General features: G+C 71.1%; 20 protein-coding genes and 2 pseudogenes. 8 read left to right on the forward strand and 14 right to left on the reverse strand.

Annotated features, from left to right (window positions below):
* Positions 1–275: 275 nt before the first annotated feature.
* A pseudogene (locus tag ABD357_RS24800) lies at positions 276–1,556 on the forward strand (RtcB family protein); the annotation flags it as partial.
* Positions 1,557–1,582: 26 nt separating this feature from the next.
* Here ABD357_RS24800 and ABD357_RS24805 read toward each other — a convergent pair.
* Positions 1,583–2,044 carry an archease gene (locus ABD357_RS24805; RefSeq protein ID WP_344393263.1) on the reverse strand — a complete coding sequence of 154 codons (462 nt, stop codon included), beginning with the start codon at positions 2,042–2,044 and terminating at the stop codon, positions 1,583–1,585.
* A 99-nt stretch (positions 2,045–2,143) separates the two neighbouring features.
* On the reverse strand, positions 2,144–2,563 hold the full coding sequence (locus tag ABD357_RS24810; protein ID WP_344393005.1) for a CBS domain-containing protein: 420 nt from the start codon (positions 2,561–2,563) through the stop codon (positions 2,144–2,146).
* 173 nt (positions 2,564–2,736) lie between these two features.
* On the opposite strand from ABD357_RS24810, the gene ABD357_RS24815 reads away from it, so the two are divergent.
* Positions 2,737–3,387, forward strand: a complete 651-nt coding sequence (locus ABD357_RS24815) for a phosphoribosyltransferase (RefSeq protein ID WP_344393007.1) — start codon at positions 2,737–2,739, stop codon at positions 3,385–3,387.
* Positions 3,388–4,136: 749 nt separating this feature from the next.
* Positions 4,137–4,718 (forward strand): Rv1733c family protein, encoded by a 582-nt coding sequence (locus ABD357_RS24820; RefSeq protein WP_344393008.1) that lies wholly within the window; start codon positions 4,137–4,139, stop codon positions 4,716–4,718.
* Between the two features lie 88 nt (positions 4,719–4,806).
* Here ABD357_RS24820 and ABD357_RS24825 read toward each other — a convergent pair whose 3' ends face one another.
* From ABD357_RS24825 to ABD357_RS24845, 5 genes are all read right to left on the reverse strand, one after another.
* Positions 4,807–5,844: a rod shape-determining protein gene (locus ABD357_RS24825; protein WP_344393010.1), complete on the reverse strand. Its 1,038-nt coding sequence runs from the start codon at positions 5,842–5,844 to the stop codon at positions 4,807–4,809.
* A gap of 126 nt (positions 5,845–5,970) precedes the next feature.
* Positions 5,971–6,321, reverse strand: coding sequence for a CU044_2847 family protein (locus ABD357_RS24830; RefSeq protein WP_344393012.1), 351 nt, complete (start codon positions 6,319–6,321; stop codon positions 5,971–5,973).
* A gap of 41 nt (positions 6,322–6,362) precedes the next feature.
* Positions 6,363–7,769, reverse strand: coding sequence for a carboxyl transferase domain-containing protein (locus tag ABD357_RS24835; protein ID WP_344393013.1), 1,407 nt, complete (start codon positions 7,767–7,769; stop codon positions 6,363–6,365).
* Positions 7,770–7,806: 37 nt separating this feature from the next.
* Entirely contained in the window at positions 7,807–9,303 is a 1,497-nt protein-coding gene (locus ABD357_RS24840; RefSeq protein WP_344393016.1) for an acyl-CoA synthetase, read from the reverse strand.
* 130 nt (positions 9,304–9,433) lie between these two features.
* On the reverse strand, positions 9,434–10,825 hold the full coding sequence (locus ABD357_RS24845; protein ID WP_344393018.1) for an SLC13 family permease: 1,392 nt from the start codon (positions 10,823–10,825) through the stop codon (positions 9,434–9,436).
* A gap of 185 nt (positions 10,826–11,010) precedes the next feature.
* Between ABD357_RS24845 and ABD357_RS24850 the strand changes: the two genes are divergently transcribed.
* Together ABD357_RS24850 and ABD357_RS24855 are read left to right on the forward strand one after the other, a co-directional pair.
* Complete coding sequence (locus ABD357_RS24850) at positions 11,011–11,730, forward strand: FadR/GntR family transcriptional regulator (protein WP_344393020.1); 720 nt, start codon at positions 11,011–11,013, stop codon at positions 11,728–11,730.
* Positions 11,731–11,832: 102 nt separating this feature from the next.
* Positions 11,833–12,573: a Type 1 glutamine amidotransferase-like domain-containing protein gene (locus ABD357_RS24855; RefSeq protein ID WP_344393264.1), complete on the forward strand. Its 741-nt coding sequence runs from the start codon at positions 11,833–11,835 to the stop codon at positions 12,571–12,573.
* Positions 12,574–12,605: 32 nt separating this feature from the next.
* Here the strand turns inward: ABD357_RS24855 and ABD357_RS24860 are convergent, their stop codons facing one another.
* The gene (locus tag ABD357_RS24860; RefSeq protein WP_344393022.1) at positions 12,606–13,259 is read right to left on the reverse strand and encodes a hypothetical protein; all 654 of its coding nucleotides are present in this window, start codon (positions 13,257–13,259) and stop codon (positions 12,606–12,608) included.
* A 21-nt stretch (positions 13,260–13,280) separates the two neighbouring features.
* Positions 13,281–13,466, reverse strand: a pseudogene (locus ABD357_RS44810) (alpha/beta hydrolase); the annotation flags it as partial.
* Between the two features lie 161 nt (positions 13,467–13,627).
* On the opposite strand from ABD357_RS44810, the gene ABD357_RS24870 reads away from it, so the two are divergent.
* Together ABD357_RS24870 and ABD357_RS24875 are read left to right on the forward strand one after the other, a co-directional pair.
* Positions 13,628–13,990 (forward strand): DUF4180 domain-containing protein, encoded by a 363-nt coding sequence (locus tag ABD357_RS24870; RefSeq protein WP_344393026.1) that lies wholly within the window; start codon positions 13,628–13,630, stop codon positions 13,988–13,990.
* A 201-nt stretch (positions 13,991–14,191) separates the two neighbouring features.
* A complete protein-coding gene (locus tag ABD357_RS24875) occupies positions 14,192–14,617 on the forward strand; it encodes a GyrI-like domain-containing protein (RefSeq protein WP_344393028.1) in 426 nt (141 codons plus the stop codon).
* A gap of 19 nt (positions 14,618–14,636) precedes the next feature.
* Here ABD357_RS24875 and ABD357_RS24880 read toward each other — a convergent pair whose 3' ends face one another.
* Positions 14,637–15,704: a MerR family transcriptional regulator gene (locus ABD357_RS24880; RefSeq protein WP_344393030.1), complete on the reverse strand. Its 1,068-nt coding sequence runs from the start codon at positions 15,702–15,704 to the stop codon at positions 14,637–14,639.
* A gap of 201 nt (positions 15,705–15,905) precedes the next feature.
* Here ABD357_RS24880 and ABD357_RS24885 point away from each other — a divergent pair, with 201 nt between their 5' ends.
* Complete coding sequence (locus ABD357_RS24885) at positions 15,906–16,784, forward strand: ATP-grasp domain-containing protein (RefSeq protein WP_344393033.1); 879 nt, start codon at positions 15,906–15,908, stop codon at positions 16,782–16,784.
* On the opposite strand, the gene ABD357_RS24890 is transcribed toward ABD357_RS24885, so the two are convergent.
* From ABD357_RS24890 to ABD357_RS24905, 4 genes are read right to left on the reverse strand one after another with little or no spacing between them, the layout of a single operon-like run.
* Positions 16,768–17,424, reverse strand: coding sequence for a hypothetical protein (locus ABD357_RS24890; protein WP_344393034.1), 657 nt, complete (start codon positions 17,422–17,424; stop codon positions 16,768–16,770). The two genes, ABD357_RS24885 and ABD357_RS24890, sit on opposite strands and share 17 nt — an antisense overlap.
* Positions 17,312–18,262: an FkbM family methyltransferase gene (locus tag ABD357_RS24895; protein WP_344393037.1), complete on the reverse strand. Its 951-nt coding sequence runs from the start codon at positions 18,260–18,262 to the stop codon at positions 17,312–17,314. The genes ABD357_RS24890 and ABD357_RS24895 overlap by 113 nt, the downstream gene beginning before the upstream one ends.
* Positions 18,259–18,522: a Trm112 family protein gene (locus ABD357_RS24900; RefSeq protein WP_344393039.1), complete on the reverse strand. Its 264-nt coding sequence runs from the start codon at positions 18,520–18,522 to the stop codon at positions 18,259–18,261. Before ABD357_RS24900 ends, ABD357_RS24895 begins: the two co-directional genes overlap by 4 nt.
* Complete coding sequence (locus ABD357_RS24905; RefSeq protein WP_344393042.1) at positions 18,519–19,607, reverse strand: hypothetical protein; 1,089 nt, start codon at positions 19,605–19,607, stop codon at positions 18,519–18,521. The genes ABD357_RS24900 and ABD357_RS24905 overlap by 4 nt, the downstream gene beginning before the upstream one ends.
* Between the last annotated feature and the right edge of the window lie 2 nt (positions 19,608–19,609).

The following is a 19,609-nucleotide window of genomic DNA, read 5'->3' on the forward strand; positions in this document are numbered from 1 at the left end:
CACGGCCCCTGGCGTCCGGTCCGGCCTCGGCCCGTGCGGAGACCAGGATCACCCGATTCCTCGAACCGGCCCCGGGTACCCGCAGCGTGCGGCGCGACGCCCACGGCACACGCCCACGCCCACCCCGGGAGGCCGCTATGGAACTCAACCTCGTCGAGGAACGTCCGTACCGCTTCCGGATCGAACCGCGAGGCGACATGCGCGTGCCTGGGATCGTGTTCGCGTCCCATGAGCTGCTCGAGGACGCCGAGAAATCGCTGGAGCAGGTCGCCAACGTGGCCACGCTGCCGGGAATCGTCGAGGCCTCGTACGCCATGCCGGACATCCACTGGGGTTACGGCTTCCCCATCGGCGGTGTGGCGGCGACCGACGTGGACGACGGAGGTGTCGTCTCGCCCGGCGGGGTCGGCTTCGACATCTCGTGCGGGGTGCGGCTGCTGGCCGCCGACGGTGACCGGCGGTCGCTGTGGCCCGCGCTGCCCGATGTCATGGACGGGCTCGACCGGGCCATCCCGCGCGGTGCGGGCCCCGGAGGGGTGTGGCACCTGAGCGGGTCCGGGGAGCTGGAGCGGATCCTGGACGGCGGTTCCCGGTACGCCGTGGAACGCGGTCACGGCGAGGAACGCGACCTCGCCCGCTGTGAGGACGGCGGCGCGGTCGCGGACGCCGACGGGGCGCAGGTCAGCGGGCGGGCCCGGGAACGCGGTCTCGGCCAGGTCGGCAGCCTCGGGTCCGCCAACCACTTCCTGGAGGTCCAGCAGGTCGCCGAGGTGTACGACGAGCCGGTCGCCGCCGCGTTCGGGCTCGCCCGCGACCAGGTGTGCGTGATGATCCACTGCGGTTCACGAGGGCTCGGTCACCAGATCTGCACCGATCACGTACGCGCGATGGACCGGGCCATGAACCGCTACGGCATCACCGTGCCCGACCGGCAGCTGGCCTGTACGCCGGTCGACTCGCCCGAGGGACGGGCGTACCTCGGCGCGATGGCCGCCGCCGCCAACTACGGCCGTGCGAACCGCCAGTTGCTGTCCGACGCCGCCCGCCGGATCTTCCTCCGTGCCGCCCGCGCCCGGCTGTCCCTCGTGTACGACGTCTCCCACAACCTCGCCAAGATCGAGACCCACGCGGTGGGCGGGACCCGGCGCCGACTGTGCGTGCACCGCAAGGGCGCCACCCGGGCCTTCCCACCGGGTCATCCTGAACTGCCCGAAGACATAAGGGAGTTCGGCCAGCCGGTGCTGATCCCCGGCACCATGGGCACGGCCTCGTACGTACTCGCCGGAGTCCCCGGCGGCGACGCCTTCCACTCCACCTGCCACGGCGCGGGCCGGGTGATGAGCCGCCACCAGGCCGCCCGGACCGTCGGCGGAAAGGAACTGCGGGCCCGGCTGGAACGGGGCGGCATCGCGGTACGCCCGCGTTCGCTGCGCGGGCTTGCGGAGGAGACCCCGGAGGCGTACAAGGACGTCGGCGCGGTAGTGGCGGCGAGCGAGGGAGCGGGGCTGTGCCGCACGGTCGCGCGACTGGTTCCGCTGGGTGTGGTCAAGGGCTGACGCCCCCTCTCACCCGTACTCACCCCTCACACATCGATCGTCACCGCGCAGGTCCAGCCGTACGGACCCGGCTCGATGTGCAGTTCGTGCCACGACACGGCCTTGGGTACGGCGCCCGTGATCTCCACGTCCGACAGGTCGGCGACCGCCAGTCGCACATCGACAGAACTGCCGGGAGTCTCCGTCTCCAGCTCGACGTCCACGGGGACCTGGCCCGGTACGTCGAGGCGGTAGACGACCTCGTCGAGGAGGGCGGCCAGGAGATCGTCGTCGCAGTTCCCGGACAGCTGGGCGCGCTGGACCGCCGTCGGCCGGACGGCCGAGACGTCGGCGAAGCAGTCGACCATCCCGTGCACGGCCTCGACCAGGCAGTTCTCCCGGGTCGTGCCCCACGCCTCGATCCGCACGTCCGCGGTGTGCGGCACCAGCCGGTGGCCGCTCTCGCCCTGCGCACGGGCCTGCCTGTCGTCGTACGTCTCGCCGACCATGTGCATCGGGTGCCCCGTTTGTCCCGTACGCATGTGTCACCGGCACGCAGAAGAAGCAGAACAAGCCGACTGCGTGCCGGCGACGTACCGCTGCCTGTCCTATCTGTTCGGCTCCGCCGAGCTGATGTCGGCGAGCGCGGAGCGCGGGTCGCGTTCGACGGCCAGGTCGCCGATGCTGAGGGCACCGATGAGGTGGCCCTCCTCCACGACGGGCAGCCGCCGCAGGGCGTGCTCCCGCATCAGCCGCACCGCCTGGTCGATGTCGTCCTGCGGAGAGACGGTGACCAGATCGGTGCTGCACACCTCGCGGACGGGCGTGGCGGCGGGGTCCCGGTCCTCGGCCATGGCCCTGATCACCAGATCGCGATCGGTCACCAAGCCGCGTACGTGATCCTCCTCGGTGATGAAGACGTCGCCGATGTTCTTCTCCCGCATGAGCTTGGCGACCTCGGGGAGTGTGGTCCGCTCGGTCACCGTGACCGGTTCCGCTGTCATGACTTCCCGGACGTGCTTCGCCATGGCTACCTCCGTGTGACTCCCGGGATGAGCACCGGAAATATCCTGATAAACCAGTGCTCGGGCGAGCGACGAGTACCCGGCGGATGTTCCTCCATGCGCGCGTGAAGACCCGGCCGCCCGGGTACTCGCAGGGCCCTCAGCCGGGCGGACGTGGCGGAAAGAAGGCGGGCATCATGCGTTTCCAGAGCCGTCGGCAGGCGGGCCGGGAACTCGCGGCGGCGCTGCTGCGACGGGCGGAGGGCGGTGGCTTCGTCGACCCGCTCGTACTGGCCCTGCCCCGCGGCGGTGTCCCCGTCGCGGCGGAGATCGCGCACGCCCTGCGCGCGCCGCTGGACGTGCTGGTGGTGCGCAAGATCGGCGCACCCGGGCAGCCGGAGGCCGGAGTCGGCGCGGTCGTGGGCGAGGATCCGCCGGTGTTCGACCAGGAGGCGCTGGCACTTCTGGACATGACGGAGTACGAGTTCACGCAGGCCGTCGTCCGGCAGCGCGCGGAGGTCCACCGCCTGGAGCAGCTCTACCGGGAGGGACGCCCCGCTCCGCGCCTACGGGACCGAACAGTGATCCTGGTCGACGACGGCCTGGCCACCGGCGTCACGGCCCGCGCCGCCCTCCTCCACCTGCGCCGCCAGTCGCCTGCACGGCTGGAGCTCGCGATTCCGGTCTGCTCCGGGCTCGGCGTCGTACGGCAGCACGAGGCCGACGACGTGATCTGCCTGCACCGGCCGGAGCATTTCTACGCCGTAGGGGAGTGGTATGTGGACTTCGGCCAGCTGTCGGACCGCGAGGTGATCGACACCCTACGCAGCGTCCACACCAAGGCGTAGCCCTCCGGGGTTGGGAGGGGGCGCCTACGGGGGTGGTGGGTTCGGTTTCGTGGGCGACTGCGGGTCCGTCGTGGCTGGTCGCGCAGTTCCCCGCGCCCCTGAAAAGCAAGAGCCTGCGCCTTCCCGTGTCCCGAGCCCCGCGCAAGCCCGAGCCCCGCGCAAGCCCGGGCCCCGGGAAAGCCCGTACCCCCGACTACCCGCAGTCTCCCACCGGCCCACGGCCCCGACCCACCACCCACCCAGGGGCGGGAGAACTGCGCGACCAGCCACACTCAACCCGCACCCGACAGCGAACCTCCCTGCTCAACCCCCGGAGGGAGCCGCCCCCCACGACCGAAGGCGGCTCGTCCGCAACCCCCGGCTCAGTTCCCGCGCGAACTCCTCGATCAACGCCTGCGGTTCGCCCAACGGGGAGAGAGGAGAGCCCGCAGGGAACTGCGGCGTCGGCACATCCCCCGCCGGCACGTCCTTCGCCGGCACAACACTCGCCGGCACAACCCCCGGCATCGGCTGTCGTTCACCCATGACTCACGCTCGCTTACTGGTCACGCCGCCAGAAGTGGATCAGCGTACGGAATCAGGGCAATTGACGCTTCTCGACCCGCCGCCCGCAGGGTCAGGAGCCTCTCCGTGAGCCCCCGGGAGCCCTCCCGAGGCCCGCCCGAGTGCTCCGTGCCGCTCCTGGGCGCACACTGGTAGGACACCTGATGAGGTGGCTGCCGTCGGTGCTCACAAGGGGGTGCTGGCCGATGGCGAGAACGCGTCGAACGACGGTGAGGCTGTGGCGCTGGCGGAGCAACCCGCTCCGGCGGCGCGTGGACGTCGTCGAGGCCTGGTTGGTACTCGGCGCATGGCTGTGCGCCCTGGTGGGCGGCCTGATCGCGGGGCTGGCGGCGGCCGAGGTGGTCAGCCGGAGCGTGGACCGGCAGCGGGAGGAGCGCCGCCCCGTGACGGCGGTGCTCACCGAGAACGCCCCGGAGAGGTCACCGACCCAGTCCGTGGGCGACGACCTGGTCTGGGCCACCGTCCGCTGGAAGACACCGGACGGTACGCCGCGCACCGGCGAGGCCCAGGTCAAACCCGAAGCCCGGAAAGGCACCGGGACGACGGTCTGGACCGACCGGCACGGCACCCTGATGGCAAAGCCCCTCAACGACGCGGAAGCGGTCCTGCAAGCGGTATCGGCGGGCCTGCTGGCCGCGACGGGCGCGGGCGGCGCCGTCTGGCTGGCCGCCTGGACCGTGCGCGTACGCCTCGACCGGCGCCGTATGCGGGACTGGGACGCGGAGTGGGAGCGGGCCGACCTGCGCTGGGGCGGGAGGACAGGTTGACCGGAATACGGTCTGCCCGGAATGCGGGCTTACCGGAATACGGGCTGACCGCCACCTCATGCCGGCCGGCGGCACCCGCGCCGTCCGCTCAGGTCGACACCGGATCGAGGGCCGGCGGCCGGAGCCTGCCCTCCAGCATCGCGCCCAGGCCGAGGGCGGCGCACACGTCGGGCCGTTCGGCGATGTGTACCGGCATGCCCGTCGCGGCCCGCAGCATGTGATCGAACCCGGGCAGCAGGGCGCTGCCGCCGACCATCATGATCCCGCGGTCCGCGAGGTCGGCCACCAGATCCGGCGGGCAGTCGCGCAGCACCTTGCCGATCCCGTCGAGCACCGCCGTGAGCGGGGTCTGGATGACATTGCGTACGGCGGCCGTGTCCACCTGTACGGAGCGGGCGAGCCCCGTGGCCACGTCCCGGCCGTGGATCTCGGTGCGGGCGGGCCCCTCCTGGGTGAGACCGTTGCTGGACAGGGCGAGCTGCAAGGGACGTACGGACTGACTCGGCAGCAGCAACTCGTGCTCATGGCGCAGATACTGGACGATCGCGTGGTCGACGACCTCGCCGCCGACGGGGACGCGCTCGGCGTTCACGACCGATCCGAGGGAGAGAACGGCGATCTGCGTGGCCGCCGCCCCGCACACCATGATCATGGTCGCTTCGGGCTGCTCCACGGGCAGCCCGCAGCCGACCGCCGCCGCGATCATGGTGTCCACCAGCTCGACCCGCCACGCCCCGAGCCCGACCAGCGTCTCGACCGCCGCGCGCCGGGCGAGCGGGTCGGCGTCGTGCGGCGTACAGGCGGCGGCGCGCAGCCGCGGCTTGCGGCGCAGTGTGCGGCGGAGGCGTTCGCCGATCAGCTGCCGCAGCATCCGCTGCGCCATGTCGATGTCGACGACCGTGCCGCCGGACACGGGCTTGACGACGCGGATGTAGTCGGGCGTACGGCCTGTCATCTTCTCCGCCAGCTCCCCGACCGCGACCAGCGCGCCGGTCCTCGTGTTGACGGCGGCCACACTCGGCTGGTCCACGACCAGCCCGGCACCTTTCACATACACGCGGGTCCTCGCCGCCCCCAGATCGACGGCGAAATGACAGCGGCGCAACTGCTCCAGACTGGCGGTCATGGCGGATCCTCCCGAGAGCGCAGACCGTGGGACCGCCGGGTGACGGTCCTCCTAGGCATCGTGCGCGGACGCTCGGGGGTCCGCCCGTTGTGATGGGCTGGGTGGGGTGCCGCTGGACGGGTGGCCTCAGCCGGCCGTGTCCGAGGACCCGTCTGCCTGCCCGGGGGACCAGGAGAGCCGAAGCAGCAGATGCCCTTCGGCCCCGCTCTTGGCGATCAACGCACCCGCCTCCGCGGTGAGTTTCACCCCGAACTCGAGCTCCACGGAATCGGGCCGCAGCGAGCCGTCCCGGAAGACCCGGAGCGCGGACTCGGCCGCCGCGCGCACTCCGTCCAGGGCGCCCTCGAAGGTGCGGGTCGCCTGGACCGTACCGTCGTCGCGCGAGACGAGCTGGTGGCCGGACAGGTCCTCGGTGCCCGCGCCCTCGACGTTGATCACGACTCCGTCGTTGGTCTTGAACTCGACCAAGCCTTCCACGGTGCCCCCCCGTCCTCGGTGACTCTCCATCAACCCCATTGTTACGGAGGGTACTTGTGGTTGTCGGGGCTTGTCGCGGTTTTCTCAGCCCCCACAACACCTTTCACAACCCCCAGCTCCACCAAGTCCTGTGGCCGGATTCGGAGTTCGTCCGCCGTTGCCGGCACCTGTTCCACCGGCCGCTTGAGGATCGCCGCCGCGAGCTCCGGAGCGATCACCGAGAAGTAACTGTCCGGTGTGGCCCAGGTGTTGTCCGGAGCGGCGAGGGCGAGGGCGCCGCCCGAGCCGCCCTCGCCGATCAGGAGGCTGGTGAGGGGCGTGCGCGCGGCGGCCACGGCGGCGAACAGCTCCGCTATCGCCGCGCCCACGCCCTGACCTTCCGCCTCCGCGTCGTTGGCTGCGCCCGGGGTGTCCACCAACGTCAGTACAGGGATGCCGAGTTGGTCCGCCAGCCGGATCAGGCGGGCAGCGGTGCGATAGCCGGCGGGGCGGGTGGCGGTGCCCGTCTGGGCCGCGTAGGCGATCGTACGGCCGTCGTGTTCGCCGAAGCCGCAGAGCATTCCGGGGTCGGAACTGGTGCCGGGGTCGGTGCCGCCGCCGGTGCGGTCGCCGCTGATCGGCGCGCGGTGGGTGAAATACGCGTCCAAGTAGGCCTGGGCACTGGGGCGTTGAGGGGAGCGGGCGTTCTCGACCGCCTCACGGCCGGTGGCGGGGAGGTCGGCCCGGCCCAGGGCGGGCGGGGGAGGGGCGGGTGTCGTCGACGGGCGGGTCAGCAGGCGCAGCCACAGCTCCAGTACCCCGGGTAGCGCCTCTGGGGGAACCACCGCGTCGATCGAACCCGCCGCCCGTTGCGCCTCCGCCGTGTACGCCGCCGGGTCCGCGTCCGGCGGACGGACCCGGGAACCCGCGAAACCGACCTGGGCGCCCGGCAGCGCGAGGATCACGTCGGCGCCCGCGCCCAGCGTGGCCCAGCCGCCGCCCGTCGTCGGGTCCCGCAGCACCGCGAGCTGCGGCAGGCCCGCCGCGCGGGTGAGCGCCGACTGCCGTGCCACACGCTGGAGTTGGACCAGCGCGCGCATGCCCTCCTGCATCCGGCTGCCGCCCGTCGCCACGAGGGACACGACGGGGAGGCGGTGCTCACGCGCGTACGTGTACGCCGCCTCCAGCCGGTCCCCGGTGCGCTCCCCGAGCGACCCGCCCAGGAAGCCGAACTCGAACGAGATCAGCACGGCGGCCGTCCCGCCGACCCGCGCGCTGCCGCAGACGACGGACTCCTCCTCGCCTGTGCGGGACGCGGCGCGGGCGCGCGAGGCGTCGTAGCCCTGCCAGGACAGCGGGCCGTCGGGAGCGTACTCGCCTGCCGGGGCCGGGAGTTCGGTGAAACCCTCGGCCACGCGACCGATCGCCTCGCGAGCCGTCAAGCGCCGTACGCCGGTTACGTCGCTCATGGAACCGTCAGCCATGGAGCCGTCAGCCATAGAACCGTCAGTCATGAGGCAGCGCGCGCTTCATGATCTTGCCCATGTCGTTACGGGGCAGGGCGTCGAGGTAACGGACGACGCGCGGACGCTTGTGGGGCGCCAGGCGACGGGCCACATGGTCCGCCAACTCCTCGGCGGACGGCGGTGATTGAGCCGAGCCCGTCTCCGTCTGCGGCTCCGTGTCCGGCACGATCCACGCCACGATCCGCTCGCCGAGGTCCGCGTCGGGCTCACCGGTGACCGCGGCCTCGCGTACGCCCGGGTACTCCAGCAGCGCGTTCTCGATCTCACCCGCCCCGATCTTGTAACCACCGCTCTTGATGAGGTCGGTGGCCTTGCGGCCGACGATGCGTACGTAGCCGTCGGGATCGCGCACCGCCATGTCACCCGTGCGGAACCAGCCGTCCTCCGTGAACGCCGCCGCCGTCGCGTCGGGCCGGTTCAGGTACTCGGTGAAGAGGTTCGGGCCGCGGACCTGGATCTCGCCCACCGTCTCCCCGTCGTACGCCTCGACGGCCGTCACCCCGTCCTCCTCCGTCAGCCGCAGCTCGACACCCGGCAGCGGAACGCCGACCGTGCCCGCGCGCGGCTCCCCGTCCGCACGGACACTGGTGTTCATCAGGGTCTCCGTCATCCCGTACCGCTCGATGACCCGGCGTCCGGTCGCCGCCGCGATCCGCTCGTGGTCGTGCACGGGCAGAGCCGCAGAGCCCGACACCAGCAGTCGTGCCCTCCCCAGAGACTTCGCGAGAGCCGGGTCTTCGGGCAGCGCCTCCGCGATCCGGTGGTACATCGTCGGCACCCCGAACAGCATCGTGGCGCCCTCGCTCAACTCCCTTGCCACACCCGCAGTTTCGAACCTGCCCAGGTGACGGACCGATCCGCCGCGGCGCAGCGGGCCGAGGATGCCGAGGATCAGGCCGTGCACATGGAAGAGGGGGAGGCCGTGCACGAGTACGTCGTCGCCCGTCCACTGCCAGGCGTCCGCGAGGGCGTCCAGGGTGGCGGCGATGGCCCTGCGGGGGATGACGGCGCCCTTGGGCGGGCCGGTGGTGCCGGAGGTGTAGACGATCAGGGCAGGGGTTTCGGGGCTGGGGTCTTCAGGCACGCGGGACGTCCGCGTGGCGCGTACGTCGACGTCGGCGCGTCCCAACCCACCCAGCGCCGAAGGGAGTTGGTCACCGGGTCCGGCGAGCACCAGCGTCGGTGCGCTGTCCGACACGATGTGCCCCAGCTCGCTCTCGCCCGACTTCGGGTTGAGCGGTACGGCGGGAACGCCGGCCAGCAGCGCGGCGACCACGGCGACCGCGGTCTCCAGGGTGGGCGTGGCCCAGACGGCGATCCGGCCCGCTCCCGCGAGGCGCTCGGCCAGGGGCGCGGCCACGCCGGCCAGCTCGCCGTACGTCAGGGAACGGTCGCCGAAGCGCAGGGCGGGCCGGTGCGCGCCGGGTCCGTGCGGGTCCGCGGAGGCCTCGGCCAGGGCCGGGAAGAGAGGGGACACGCGTCGTACTCCTTGGTTGTTCGTCGGTACGTGGCTCGTGGCGGTACGTCACTCATGCCGTCGTCGGCATCCTCAGGTCTCCCCGGGGAATCCCCAGGTCATCCCAGGTGATCCCTAGGCCATCCCCAGGTCATCCCCAGTTGGGCACCACCATCACAAGCCACGCCACCGCGGGTACCGCCGCCACCACGATCCCTCCGTACACCATCAGCTGCCTGAAGAAACGCTCGCGGTCGACGTCCGGCGCCGCGGCCAGTACCAGCGCGCCGTTCGTCGAGAAGGGGCTCACGTCGACGACCGTCGCCGACACGGCCAGTGCGGCCACCATGCCGATCGCCCCGATCTCGCCCTGGGCGAGGAATGGCACGGCGAGGGGGATCAGTGCGCCCATGATCCCGACGGACGAGGCGAACGCCGAGACGATCGCGCCGATGTAGCAGAGCAGGACCGCGGCCAGCAGCGGGACGCCGATGCCGCTGACGCCCTCGCCGGCCCAGGTGATGGTGCCCATCTCGTCCAGGACACCGACGTACGTGAGGACACCGCAGATCAGCAGCACCGTCGACCAGGCGATCTGGCCGACCGCGTTGCGGCTGTCCTCCGGCCAGGCGGTGCTCAGCACGACGGCGAGGGTGATCGCGGTCAGACCGGCGTCCAGGTCGAAGGCGAGGACGGCTACGACGAGGGCGACGAGCGAGGTGAGCGTGGCGATCCGGGCCGGGGTGAGGCGGGTGGTGTCGGGCGTGGTGGGTGCGTCGGGGCGGGTGGCCACGGCGGTGTTGGTGCCGGTGCCGGTTCCCGTGCCGGCGGCGGTACCAGCGGGCTGCGGGCCGGAACCGCCCTCCGGAAGGTCGCCCTCGTCGGAGGCGTCTTTGGAGGCGTCCTTGAAGGGCTCGTCCGGCGTCACCGCCCCCTGCGCCCACAGCTTCAGGCCGCCGAAGAGCACGAAGACCACACCCGCGATGACCAGGTTGGCGAACAGGGAGGCCAGGAAGAGGGCGATCTCGTTGCCCGGCAGGTTCTCGCGCTCCACGATCCCGTTGACGATCGATCCGTAGATGCTGATCGGCGAGAAGCCGCCGCCCTGCGCCCCGTGCACCACCATCGCGCCCATCAGCAGTGGGCTGATCCCGTACCGCGCCGCGAAACTCAGCGCGATCGGCGCCACGATCGCGACCGCGGCCGGACTGACCGCGCCGATCGCGGTCAGCGCCCCCGTGATCACGAACATCACCCACGGGATCAGCGCGACCCGGCCGCGTACGAGCCGGATCGAGGCGTGCACGAGCCAGTCGGTGGTGCCGTTGGCGCGGGCGATCGCGAACAGGTACGTGACCCCGACGAGCACGACGAAGAGGTCACCGGGAAAGCCCGCGAAGATCTCGTCGGCGTTGAGGTCCGCGACGAGTTCGCCGACCCCGAACGCGGCGGCGAAGGCGAGCGCGCCCATGTTGATGGAGCGGGTGGTGGCGATCACGAACACCACGACGAGTACGAGGATCGATATCAGTTCGGCGGACATACGGGCTCCCGTCCTTGGGCCCCGGAGTGGCATGGAGGGCTGGCTGATTGGCCAAGTGGCTGAACCACTTTGGTCGCTGGACAGCGTGGGTGCGACGCGTACGGACGTCAAGGGGTCGCGCAGGAATTGGCTCAGCCAATGGACCACTGGACCACAGTGTTAGGCTCCCGGCGAGGGGGGACCCCATGACCGAAGCCCTGCGCCCCATGACGAAACAGCGCCTCTACGAGCAGGTGCTGGAGCGGTTGCGCCAGTACGTCGCCGAGGGCGGTCTGCGCGCCGGTGACCGTCTGCCGCCCGAGCGCGACCTGGCGGCCCGTCTCGGTGTCAGCCGCGCCTCCGTGAAGCAGGCGATCGTGGTCCTGGAGGTACAGGGCCTGGTCGAGGCGCGGCACGGCGGCGGTACGTATCTGGTCCGCGACAGCCTCGACGTGGAACCCGTCGACCGGCTCGTCGAACGCCGTCGGCGCCTTCCCGACGTACTCGAAGCCCGCGAGGCCCTGGAGACCAAGCTCGCCGAACTCGCCGCCGAGCGCCGCACGGACGACGATCTCGCCGCCCTGCGCCAGGCCCTCGACCACATGGCACGTGAGATCGAGGAGGGCGCCCACGGAGTGGAGGGCGACCGGCTCTTCCACGCCGCGGTCACGGCGGCGGCCCACAGCAGCATCCTCGCCGAGTTCATGCGCTCCATCGCCGACCAGATCACCGAGAGCCGCAACGAATCCCTCCGCCAGCCGGGCCGCCCCACCCGCTCTCTGGCCCAGCACCACGCGATCCTCGACGCGATCGCCGACCGCCGCCCGAGGCAGGCGGCCACGGCGATGCGCCGCCACGTCCGCACTGTGGCGAAGGTACGTCTGCTGGACTGGGACCCGGAGGGCGACGACGACCCAACGGCCTGACAGGGCTCGTTACGATCCCCCGTCATGACCGCACCCACACCCACACCCACACCCGCACCCGCCAACGCCCCTTCTCCGTCTCTTTCTCCGTCTCCCGCTCCCGTGAACGGACGGGAGCCCACCATCCTCGCCACCTCCGGCGGCCACCGAGCCGGCGGCGGCCGGACCATGGTGATGTTCGACGCCCTGGTGCACCACGCGGTCGACCTGTCGGGCGCCCACGGCCGCCGCCCACGCGTCATGTACCTCGGCACGGCGATAGGCGACGCCGAGCACTTCACCGCCCGCATGTCCGAGGCCGCACGCGTGGCGGGCTTCGACCTCACGCCCCTTCAGCTCTTCCCGATGCCCAACCACGAGGACGTGGAGGGCACCCTCCTGGACCAGGACGTGGTCTGGGTCATGGGCGGCTCGGTGGCGAACCTCCTCGCGGTGTGGCGGGTGCACGGCCTGGACGACATCCTCCGCCGGGCCTGGCGCTCGGGCGTCGTCCTCAGCGGCGTCAGCGCGGGCTCGATCTGCTGGTTCCAGGGCGGCACCACGGACTCCTTCGGCCCCGAACTCCGCCCGCTCACCAACGCGTTGGGTTTCCTCCCCTACGGCAACGGCGTCCACTACGACACCGACCCCGGTCGCCGCCCCCTGGTGCACCGGCTCGTCGCGGACGGCACCCTGCCTGTCACCCACTGCACCGACGACGGAGTGGGCCTGGTGTACCGCGGCACCGAACTTACCGAAGCCGTCACCGAGTTGCCCGGCAAGGGAGCGTACGTCGTAACCCGCGACGGCGACTCGGCCGCCGAGGAGCGCGTTGAGCCGCGCCGTTTGCCCACGGTCAACTGACACTGCTCTGTACGGCTGTTGTTTCCTGGTGCTCAGCCCGCCCCGCCGTCGAGCAGCCGGCTGTAGCGCAGCCGCAGCGCCCGCTCGGTGCTGGCCGCCGCAGTGACGAGCCCGACCACGGCGTTGCCCCATGCCGGCAGATCAATGGGCGAGGTGAAGGTCCCGACGTACTGGGCGACGCCCTCCGGCGCCCGGGTGACCTGTTCGGCGAGCTGAAGGATCAGGAGAACCAGGCCGATGACCAGCATGATCAGCGAGAGGAAACCGATCCAGCGGCTCAGCGCGGGGTGCGATCGGTCGAGGCGCGCGCGGTGCCCCTCGGCGGAGGCGGGGTCCGGGACGAGTTGGTGCTCGGCCCCCTCGGCGTTGACGTAGTGGCAGCGTTTGAGCCCGAAGCCGCTCGTCCTTACTTCGACGGTGCCGCCCTGGACGGGGAAGACGGCAGGAACTCTGGACTCGGCGTGATGCCTGCCATCGAGATACAGATGGGCCTTGACGTAGCCCTCCGACTGATTCTGATGCCTGACGTCGACGGCGTAGACCGTCTGCCGGCCGTCGTCGTTCACCAGCCGAAGATGGAACAGTGCGCGGGTAAGCATCTGCCACCAGCGGAAACGCTTCAATGGTCGCCCGTCCCCGGGCTTGACCCGCTGCACGGCCCGACGATGCCGCCACTCCTTGAACATGCGTCTACTCCCGTACTCCCGCTACCTGCTCGGCTCCGCCGCGCAGGCGAGGTCCCGCGACGGGCCCTGCCGCGGTCAGGAACGCCGTCACCGAGTCTTCGCGCACGTGTTGCGGCCGAACGGATAGACACCGTGCCCGCCCTGGTCGGCCGTGACCATCGTGGCCCGCTCCCCGAACCCCCGCCGCAGCTCCTGGGCGCCGGCCAGGTCGAGGTCATGCATCCATCTCAGCCGCCTCCACACTCGCCTGGCAGGGCGGGGTGTCATCACTTCGCAGTGACGTTCGTCAGGTCGAAAGCATGACGTGGCGTCACCGAGCATGTGCCGTGCAGGACCGGCTGCCTCGGCTGAGTCGTAGCCTGGGAGCCATGACCACCCTGGAGAAGATCCACGACGTGCCCGTCCTGATGTGCGCCGCCGAGGGCGAACTCATCCGCAGCGAACGCGACGCCCTGGACTTCATCGGTGATGCCGGGTATCAGGGCGCCCAGTGGGTCGTCATTCCCGCCGAGCGGTTCGATGAGGCGTTCTTCCAGCTGAGCACTCGTATCGCCGGAGGGATCATCCAGAAGTTCGTCCAGTACGGCATGGGGATCGCCATCCTCGGTGACATATCCCCTCACACGGAGGCCAGTTCGGCGCTGCGGGACTTCGTCCGTGAGTGCAACCGCGGGCGGCAGACGTGGTTTCTGGCTGATGTGGAGGAGCTGCGGGAGCGGCTCAAGGGCTAGGCGGGCCCGGCCGTTGGGGTGTCCTGCGCGTAAGGGCTTGTGTGCGTGCGGGACACGTCAGGACTCCGACCCGACGCCAAGGCTCGGCACCTCGACCTCGCTCACTGCCTTACATCGCCGAATTCCCAGCGGGCGGTGACCGCATACGCCCGCCGGTTCGGCCCGGCCGGATGTCAGCGCCGAGTGCTTGTATTCGGTGCCATGACACCATCGGTATTTCCCGCCCCGCCCGATCACATTGAGCGGCCGGACGTCACCGTCATGCAGCAGACCACCGTCGACGAGTTGCCCCGCATCCAGCAGCTCTGGCCGTCGTTCGAGAAGCTGGTCGGGTTGCGCGGACGCAAGATGTACGCGCAGATCGACGTACGCCAGAACACCTACACGGTCTGCACGCCGGTCAAGGAGGACGACCGCCCCGACCGCCTGGGCCTGCAGCTCGGCACCTTGCCGGGAGGCAGCTATCTGCGCGGCCGCCTGGTCGGTGACCCGCCCCAGATCTATGAGCGGATCGCCGCCGGGATGGCCGAGCTCGAGGCGACGCTGCCGGCCGATGATGCCCGGCCCCTGGTCGAGTTCTACCGCCGGCACGATCAGATCGAGCTGTGGGTGCCGATCCGGTCGTGACAACAGGCCAGCTCCGCGCTCAGCGGGATTCAGTCGTCACGACGTCTGCCACGACACAACTCACGTTGTCCGGGCCGCCGGAGTTGTTGGCCGCGATGACCAGGGCGCGAACTGCCTGTTCGGGGGCGGGGATTGTGGTCAGGGTCTCAAGGATCTCCGAGTCCGGGACGATGCTGGAGAGGCCGTCGGAGCAGAGGAGATAGCGGTCGCCCGCAAGCGCGTCGTGCAGCCGTACGTCCGGAGCGGGAGCCGGGCCCGCGCCCGTCAACGCCTTGAGGAGAAGCGCGCGTTGGGGGTGGGCCATGGCCTCCTCCAGGGTGAGGCGGCCCTCGTCGATCATCGACTGGACCATCGTGTGGTCGTGGGTGATCTGGAAGAGGGAGCCGTCGCGCAGGAGGTAGGCGCGGCTGTCGCCGATGTGGACGAGGGCCAGTTGCGAGCCGGTCCAGAGCATCGCGGTGAGCGTGGTGCCGTCCTCCTTCGGGTTCTGGGTCACGTCCTGGACCGCCTGTGTCGCGCCCTGGACAGCGTCTTCCAGGAGGTTGAGGACACTGCCCGCCGGAAGCGGCTCGGCGTCCAGGAACTTGAGGGCCTCGACCGCGGCCGTACTGGCGGGGGCACCCGCGGGCCCGAAGCCGTCCGCGACGGCCAGGACGCGGGTGCCCGCGTAGGCCGTGTCCTGGTTGGCGGGGCGGACAAGGCCGGTGTCGGAGAGGGCGGCGTAACGCAGTTCCAGCATGGTGGTGTCCTTCCTCGGAACCTGTGAAAGGTGGTCGACGAGGAAGGCCGCCAGATCGCGTCGTGTCGCCGTCTCGGCCTCGACCCGCGCCCAGTACGCGCGGATCTCCGCCGCGGCGGACGCCGGTTCGAGCGCGCAGACCTCCCGTATCCGGGCCAACGGCATCCCGAGCCGCCGCAGCCACGCCACCAGACGTGCCTGCTCCAACTGCTCCGGCGCGTAGTAGCGGTACCCGCTCTCCGGGTCCACCCGCGCGGGCCGCAGCAACTCCAGCTCGTCGTACAGCCGAAGCGCCTTCGGCGACAGCCGGCACGCCTTGGCGAACGCCCCGATCGTCAGCATTTCCATGCGACCTCCATCCGCGATCTCCATGCGCCCACTTCGCGAGCCGGTCGTTCCTCGTCGTGTCACCGATGCTGTGGCCTCCCCAAAGGGGAAGGTCAATTCCAGGTGCTTCGGTTCCGGTCGGATTGTTACCCTGCGGGCCGAACCGCTGGAATCGACGTATGCAATCGACGTGCGGAATCGACGTACGGACGAGGAGTCCCCGTGACACACAGCACCCGCATCGCGCTCGTCACCTGCCGGGAGGTGCGGGAGAGCGGTTACGACCGCGATCTGCCGGTGCTCGCGGGCGCTGTGGAGGAGGCCGGGGCCGAGGCGGTCGTCGTGTGCTGGGACGACCCGGACGTCGCGTGGGGCGACTTCGATCTTGCCGTCATCCGGTCCACCTGGAACTACACCTGGCGGGCCGCCGAGTTCGTGGCGTGGGCCGAGCGGTGCGGGCAGGCGACGACGCTCGCCAATCCGGCAGACGTCGTGCGCTGGAACGCCGACAAGCGGTACCTGGGGGATCTGAGCGCAGCCGGGGTGCCTGTCGTCGACACGCGCTTTCTCGCTCCGGGGGATCCGGTCGATCTGCCCGAGGAGCAGGAGTACGTCATCAAGCCCACCTCGGGGGCGGGGGCCCGGTACGCCGCCCGTTACGCGCCCGGGGAACACGAGACAGCCGTACGCCATCTCGCGCGGATGCACGCGGAGGGGCTGACCGCGATCGTGCAGCCGTACGTACGGAGCATCGACACGGCGGGCGAGCGGGCCCTCCAGTTCATCGGCGGGCGATTCCTCCATGCCATACGCAAGGGCGCCGTCCTCGAACCCGGGACCGCGTACGACGAGGACAAGGTCCCGCACCCGGACCTGCGGCCGTGGGAGCCGACACCCGCCGAACTCGCCGTCGCCGAGCGGGCGTTGGCGGCCGTACCCGGCGACCCCGAGCTGCTCTACGCGCGCGTCGACCTCGTGGACGGAGACGACGGCGAGCCCCGCGTGATGGAGCTGGAGCTGATCGAGCCGAACCTCTTCCTCTCGCCGCACACGGACTCGGTGCCAGTCGTCGCGGAGGCGATCGTCAAGGCCGCCCGCTGACGGCGACGCCCTGGCCGCCGCTCACGGCCACCCGCTGCAACAGCCCCCATGTGAACTCCGCCACGCAGTCCTTTCGTACGCCCGTCGAGTCCGGTGCCTGGAACTTCAGCCCCCACCTCGTCGGTGCCGTTCCCTCCAGCGGCCGGGCGGGAGCGAAGGCGCGGGCCGCCTCGTCCACCGTGCAGGACCAGGGGGTCAGGTCGTCGAGCGTGCGCAAGGAAGGCCCCGCCGCACCCGGCGCCCGTACCAGCCACTCGTTCCAGACCACTCCGTTCGGGGCGAGGAGCACCTCGAAGCGGAGGTCCGGCCACAGGGGTACGGGCCAGAGCCGGGCCTCGCACTCCAGGTCGCCGATCTTCCGGGTCGTCACCGCCTCCGGCTGGCCGAGGACCGAGTGGATGGGGGTCCCCCCGCTCGAGCGAAGCCGAGAGTGGGGGAGGGAGGCGGCCGAGCGGGAGCGGGGGCCGCGGATCATCGCCTGCCAGCGGCGGTTGGCCTCGCGCATCTCGGCGATCGAGACGCCCAGCTCATGACGGGCTTCCTCGACCAGGTCCGGATTGTGGTCGGCCATGCGGCGCAGCAGGACGAGCTGGAAGTCGAGCCGGGTGAACGGGCCGGTGGGTCGCTTCGCGGCGGGCATGCGTCCCATCCTCGCGGACACGCGTCCCGTCGTCGCGTACGGGTCGCTCGTCGCGTACGGGTCGCTCGCCCGGGCGGCGGCCGTCCGGGAGGAACAGGACGGAGTTCACGTACCGGATGTACCGGTTGCCGCGGAAGGGCAGCACCCGGCGGAGCAGGCCCTGGGAGACGACGTGGGAGGCGTGTGCCTGGTGGGCCTCCAGGTCGAAGGAGGACAGGGGGAGCCAGGTGTCGCCGGGCAGGACCCAGCCCTCGTAGCCGTGCTGGGCGAGGTGGGAGACGACCGGGGCGATCGGCTGGATGCGGGCCTCCAGTTCGATGAACAGGGCCGGCCGGTCGCGGGTCAGCAGGGCGGTGGCGCCGTGCAGGACCGCGAGTTCGTTGCCGTCGACGTCGATCTTGATGAAGCCGACGTCGTGGAGGTCCAGGCTGTCGAGGGTGAGACAGGGGACGTCCAGGGCGCGGGCGTGGATGTCCCGGCGGATGAGTGAGGAGACGCCGCGGTCGCCCTGGTCGCCGGGCGGCAGCCAGAGCCGGGCGGTGCCCCGGCGGTCGCTGGCCGCGGCGCGGACCACCCGTACGTTGCCGGGGGTGGCGTCGGTCAGCAGGCGGGCCAGGTGCGGGACCGGTTCGACGGTCACGACGCGGCGTGCCCGGTCCGACAGACGGCGTGTCCAGGGGCCGTACCAGCCGCCGACGTCCACGGCCGTGCCGCAGTCCGGCGGGCACAGCTCGGGGAGCCGGGCCAGCTCGGGCTCGAAGCGCGGGTAGACGAGCCGGACCGCCGCGGCGACGACGCGCAGCGGGATGAAGGGGGCTAGGCGGGCCGCCAGGGTCATGGGGCTATCCCGGGGGTCTGGGGGTTTCCCCCGGTTATACGCAGCAGCAGTTGCTCGTGTTCGTCTTCCGTTACCTGCTCGCCGGAGGACGGGAGGAGCTGGGGTATGCCGTCGATGATCGGGTAACGGCGTTGCAGGCGTGGGTTGTAGAGGGCGTCGCCTGGCCCTCCCGGCTCCTCCGGTTCCTGTACGAGGAGGTGCAGGGGCCCCTTGTCCAGCGGGCACGCCAGGATCTTCAGGAGCGGGTCGTCAGGTTTCATGGTGGGGTCAACTCCCGGGTGGGGGTGGGGTGTTCGGGCTCCGCTGCCGGTTCGGTCTCCGGTGGCCGCTCGGGCTCCGATGGGGATTCGGGCTCCGAAGGCCGCTCGGATTCCGACGTCGGCTCGGACTCCGACATCGGCTCAGGTTCCGACGGCCGTTCCGGCTCCGACGGCGGTTCCGGTTCCGACGGCCGGGGCTCCGGCTTCGCCGGCGGGTCGTGCTTGGGCATCGCGAGGAGTACGGAGACCGCCAGCGCCGTACCGCCGAGCCGCAGCGCGAGCCGTACCGGGTCCTCGGGAAGCGCCTCGCCGAACGCGAGCGTGCCGAGCACCGCCGTGAACAGGCAGGTCACCGTCGTACAGACCGGCACGATCAGCGAGGCCCGGCAGCGTTGCAGCGCCGCCTGCGACATGATCAGGCCGAACGCGCCGGTGAACATCAGGATGTACGGATACGGGGAGACCAGCAGGTCAAGTACCGCTCCGCCGAGGCCGCTTGCCGTCAGGTAGCTCGACACGCCTTTGATGGCCAGCGAGCTCACCCCGTACAACAGGCCCACCGCCACGCCGTATTCGACCCCTGTGGTCGGCATCCGGTGCCGGCGGCGCGCGCGGTGCTCGGCGGAGCCGTACAGCCAGACGCCCATCGCCAGGGTCGGCAGGCAGACCAGCAGGATCATCGAGACGGGGGCGCTGCGGCTGACCGTGTCGGAGCGTTCGTTCAGCGACAGTACGACCATGAGCAGGGCGGCGAGGATGGCGCCGAGTGCGTACCGCTCGCGGCCGGAGGTCTCCTCGCCGAGGAGGACCGAGGAGAGCAGGACGAGGATGACGAGGCCGGAGACGAAGATGCCCTGGGCGGCAGCGATCGGCAGGGTGCAGTAGACGACGAGCTGGGCGCCGAAGCCGCTGGCAAGGGCTAGGGAGCCGCCGATCCACAGCGGGCTGCCGAGGACGAGGCGCAGCAGCCGTGCCGGTTCGCGGACGCTCACCGAGGGCATGGCCGCCAGCGCCCGTTTCTCCAGGACGAAACCGGTGCTGTACAGAACGTTCGCCAGCAGCGCCGCGGCTACCCCCCACCACATGG

Origin of the sequence: Streptomyces vastus, from assembly GCF_039532825.1 — a bacterium.
GTDB lineage: Bacteria > Actinomycetota > Actinomycetes > Streptomycetales > Streptomycetaceae > Streptomyces > Streptomyces vastus.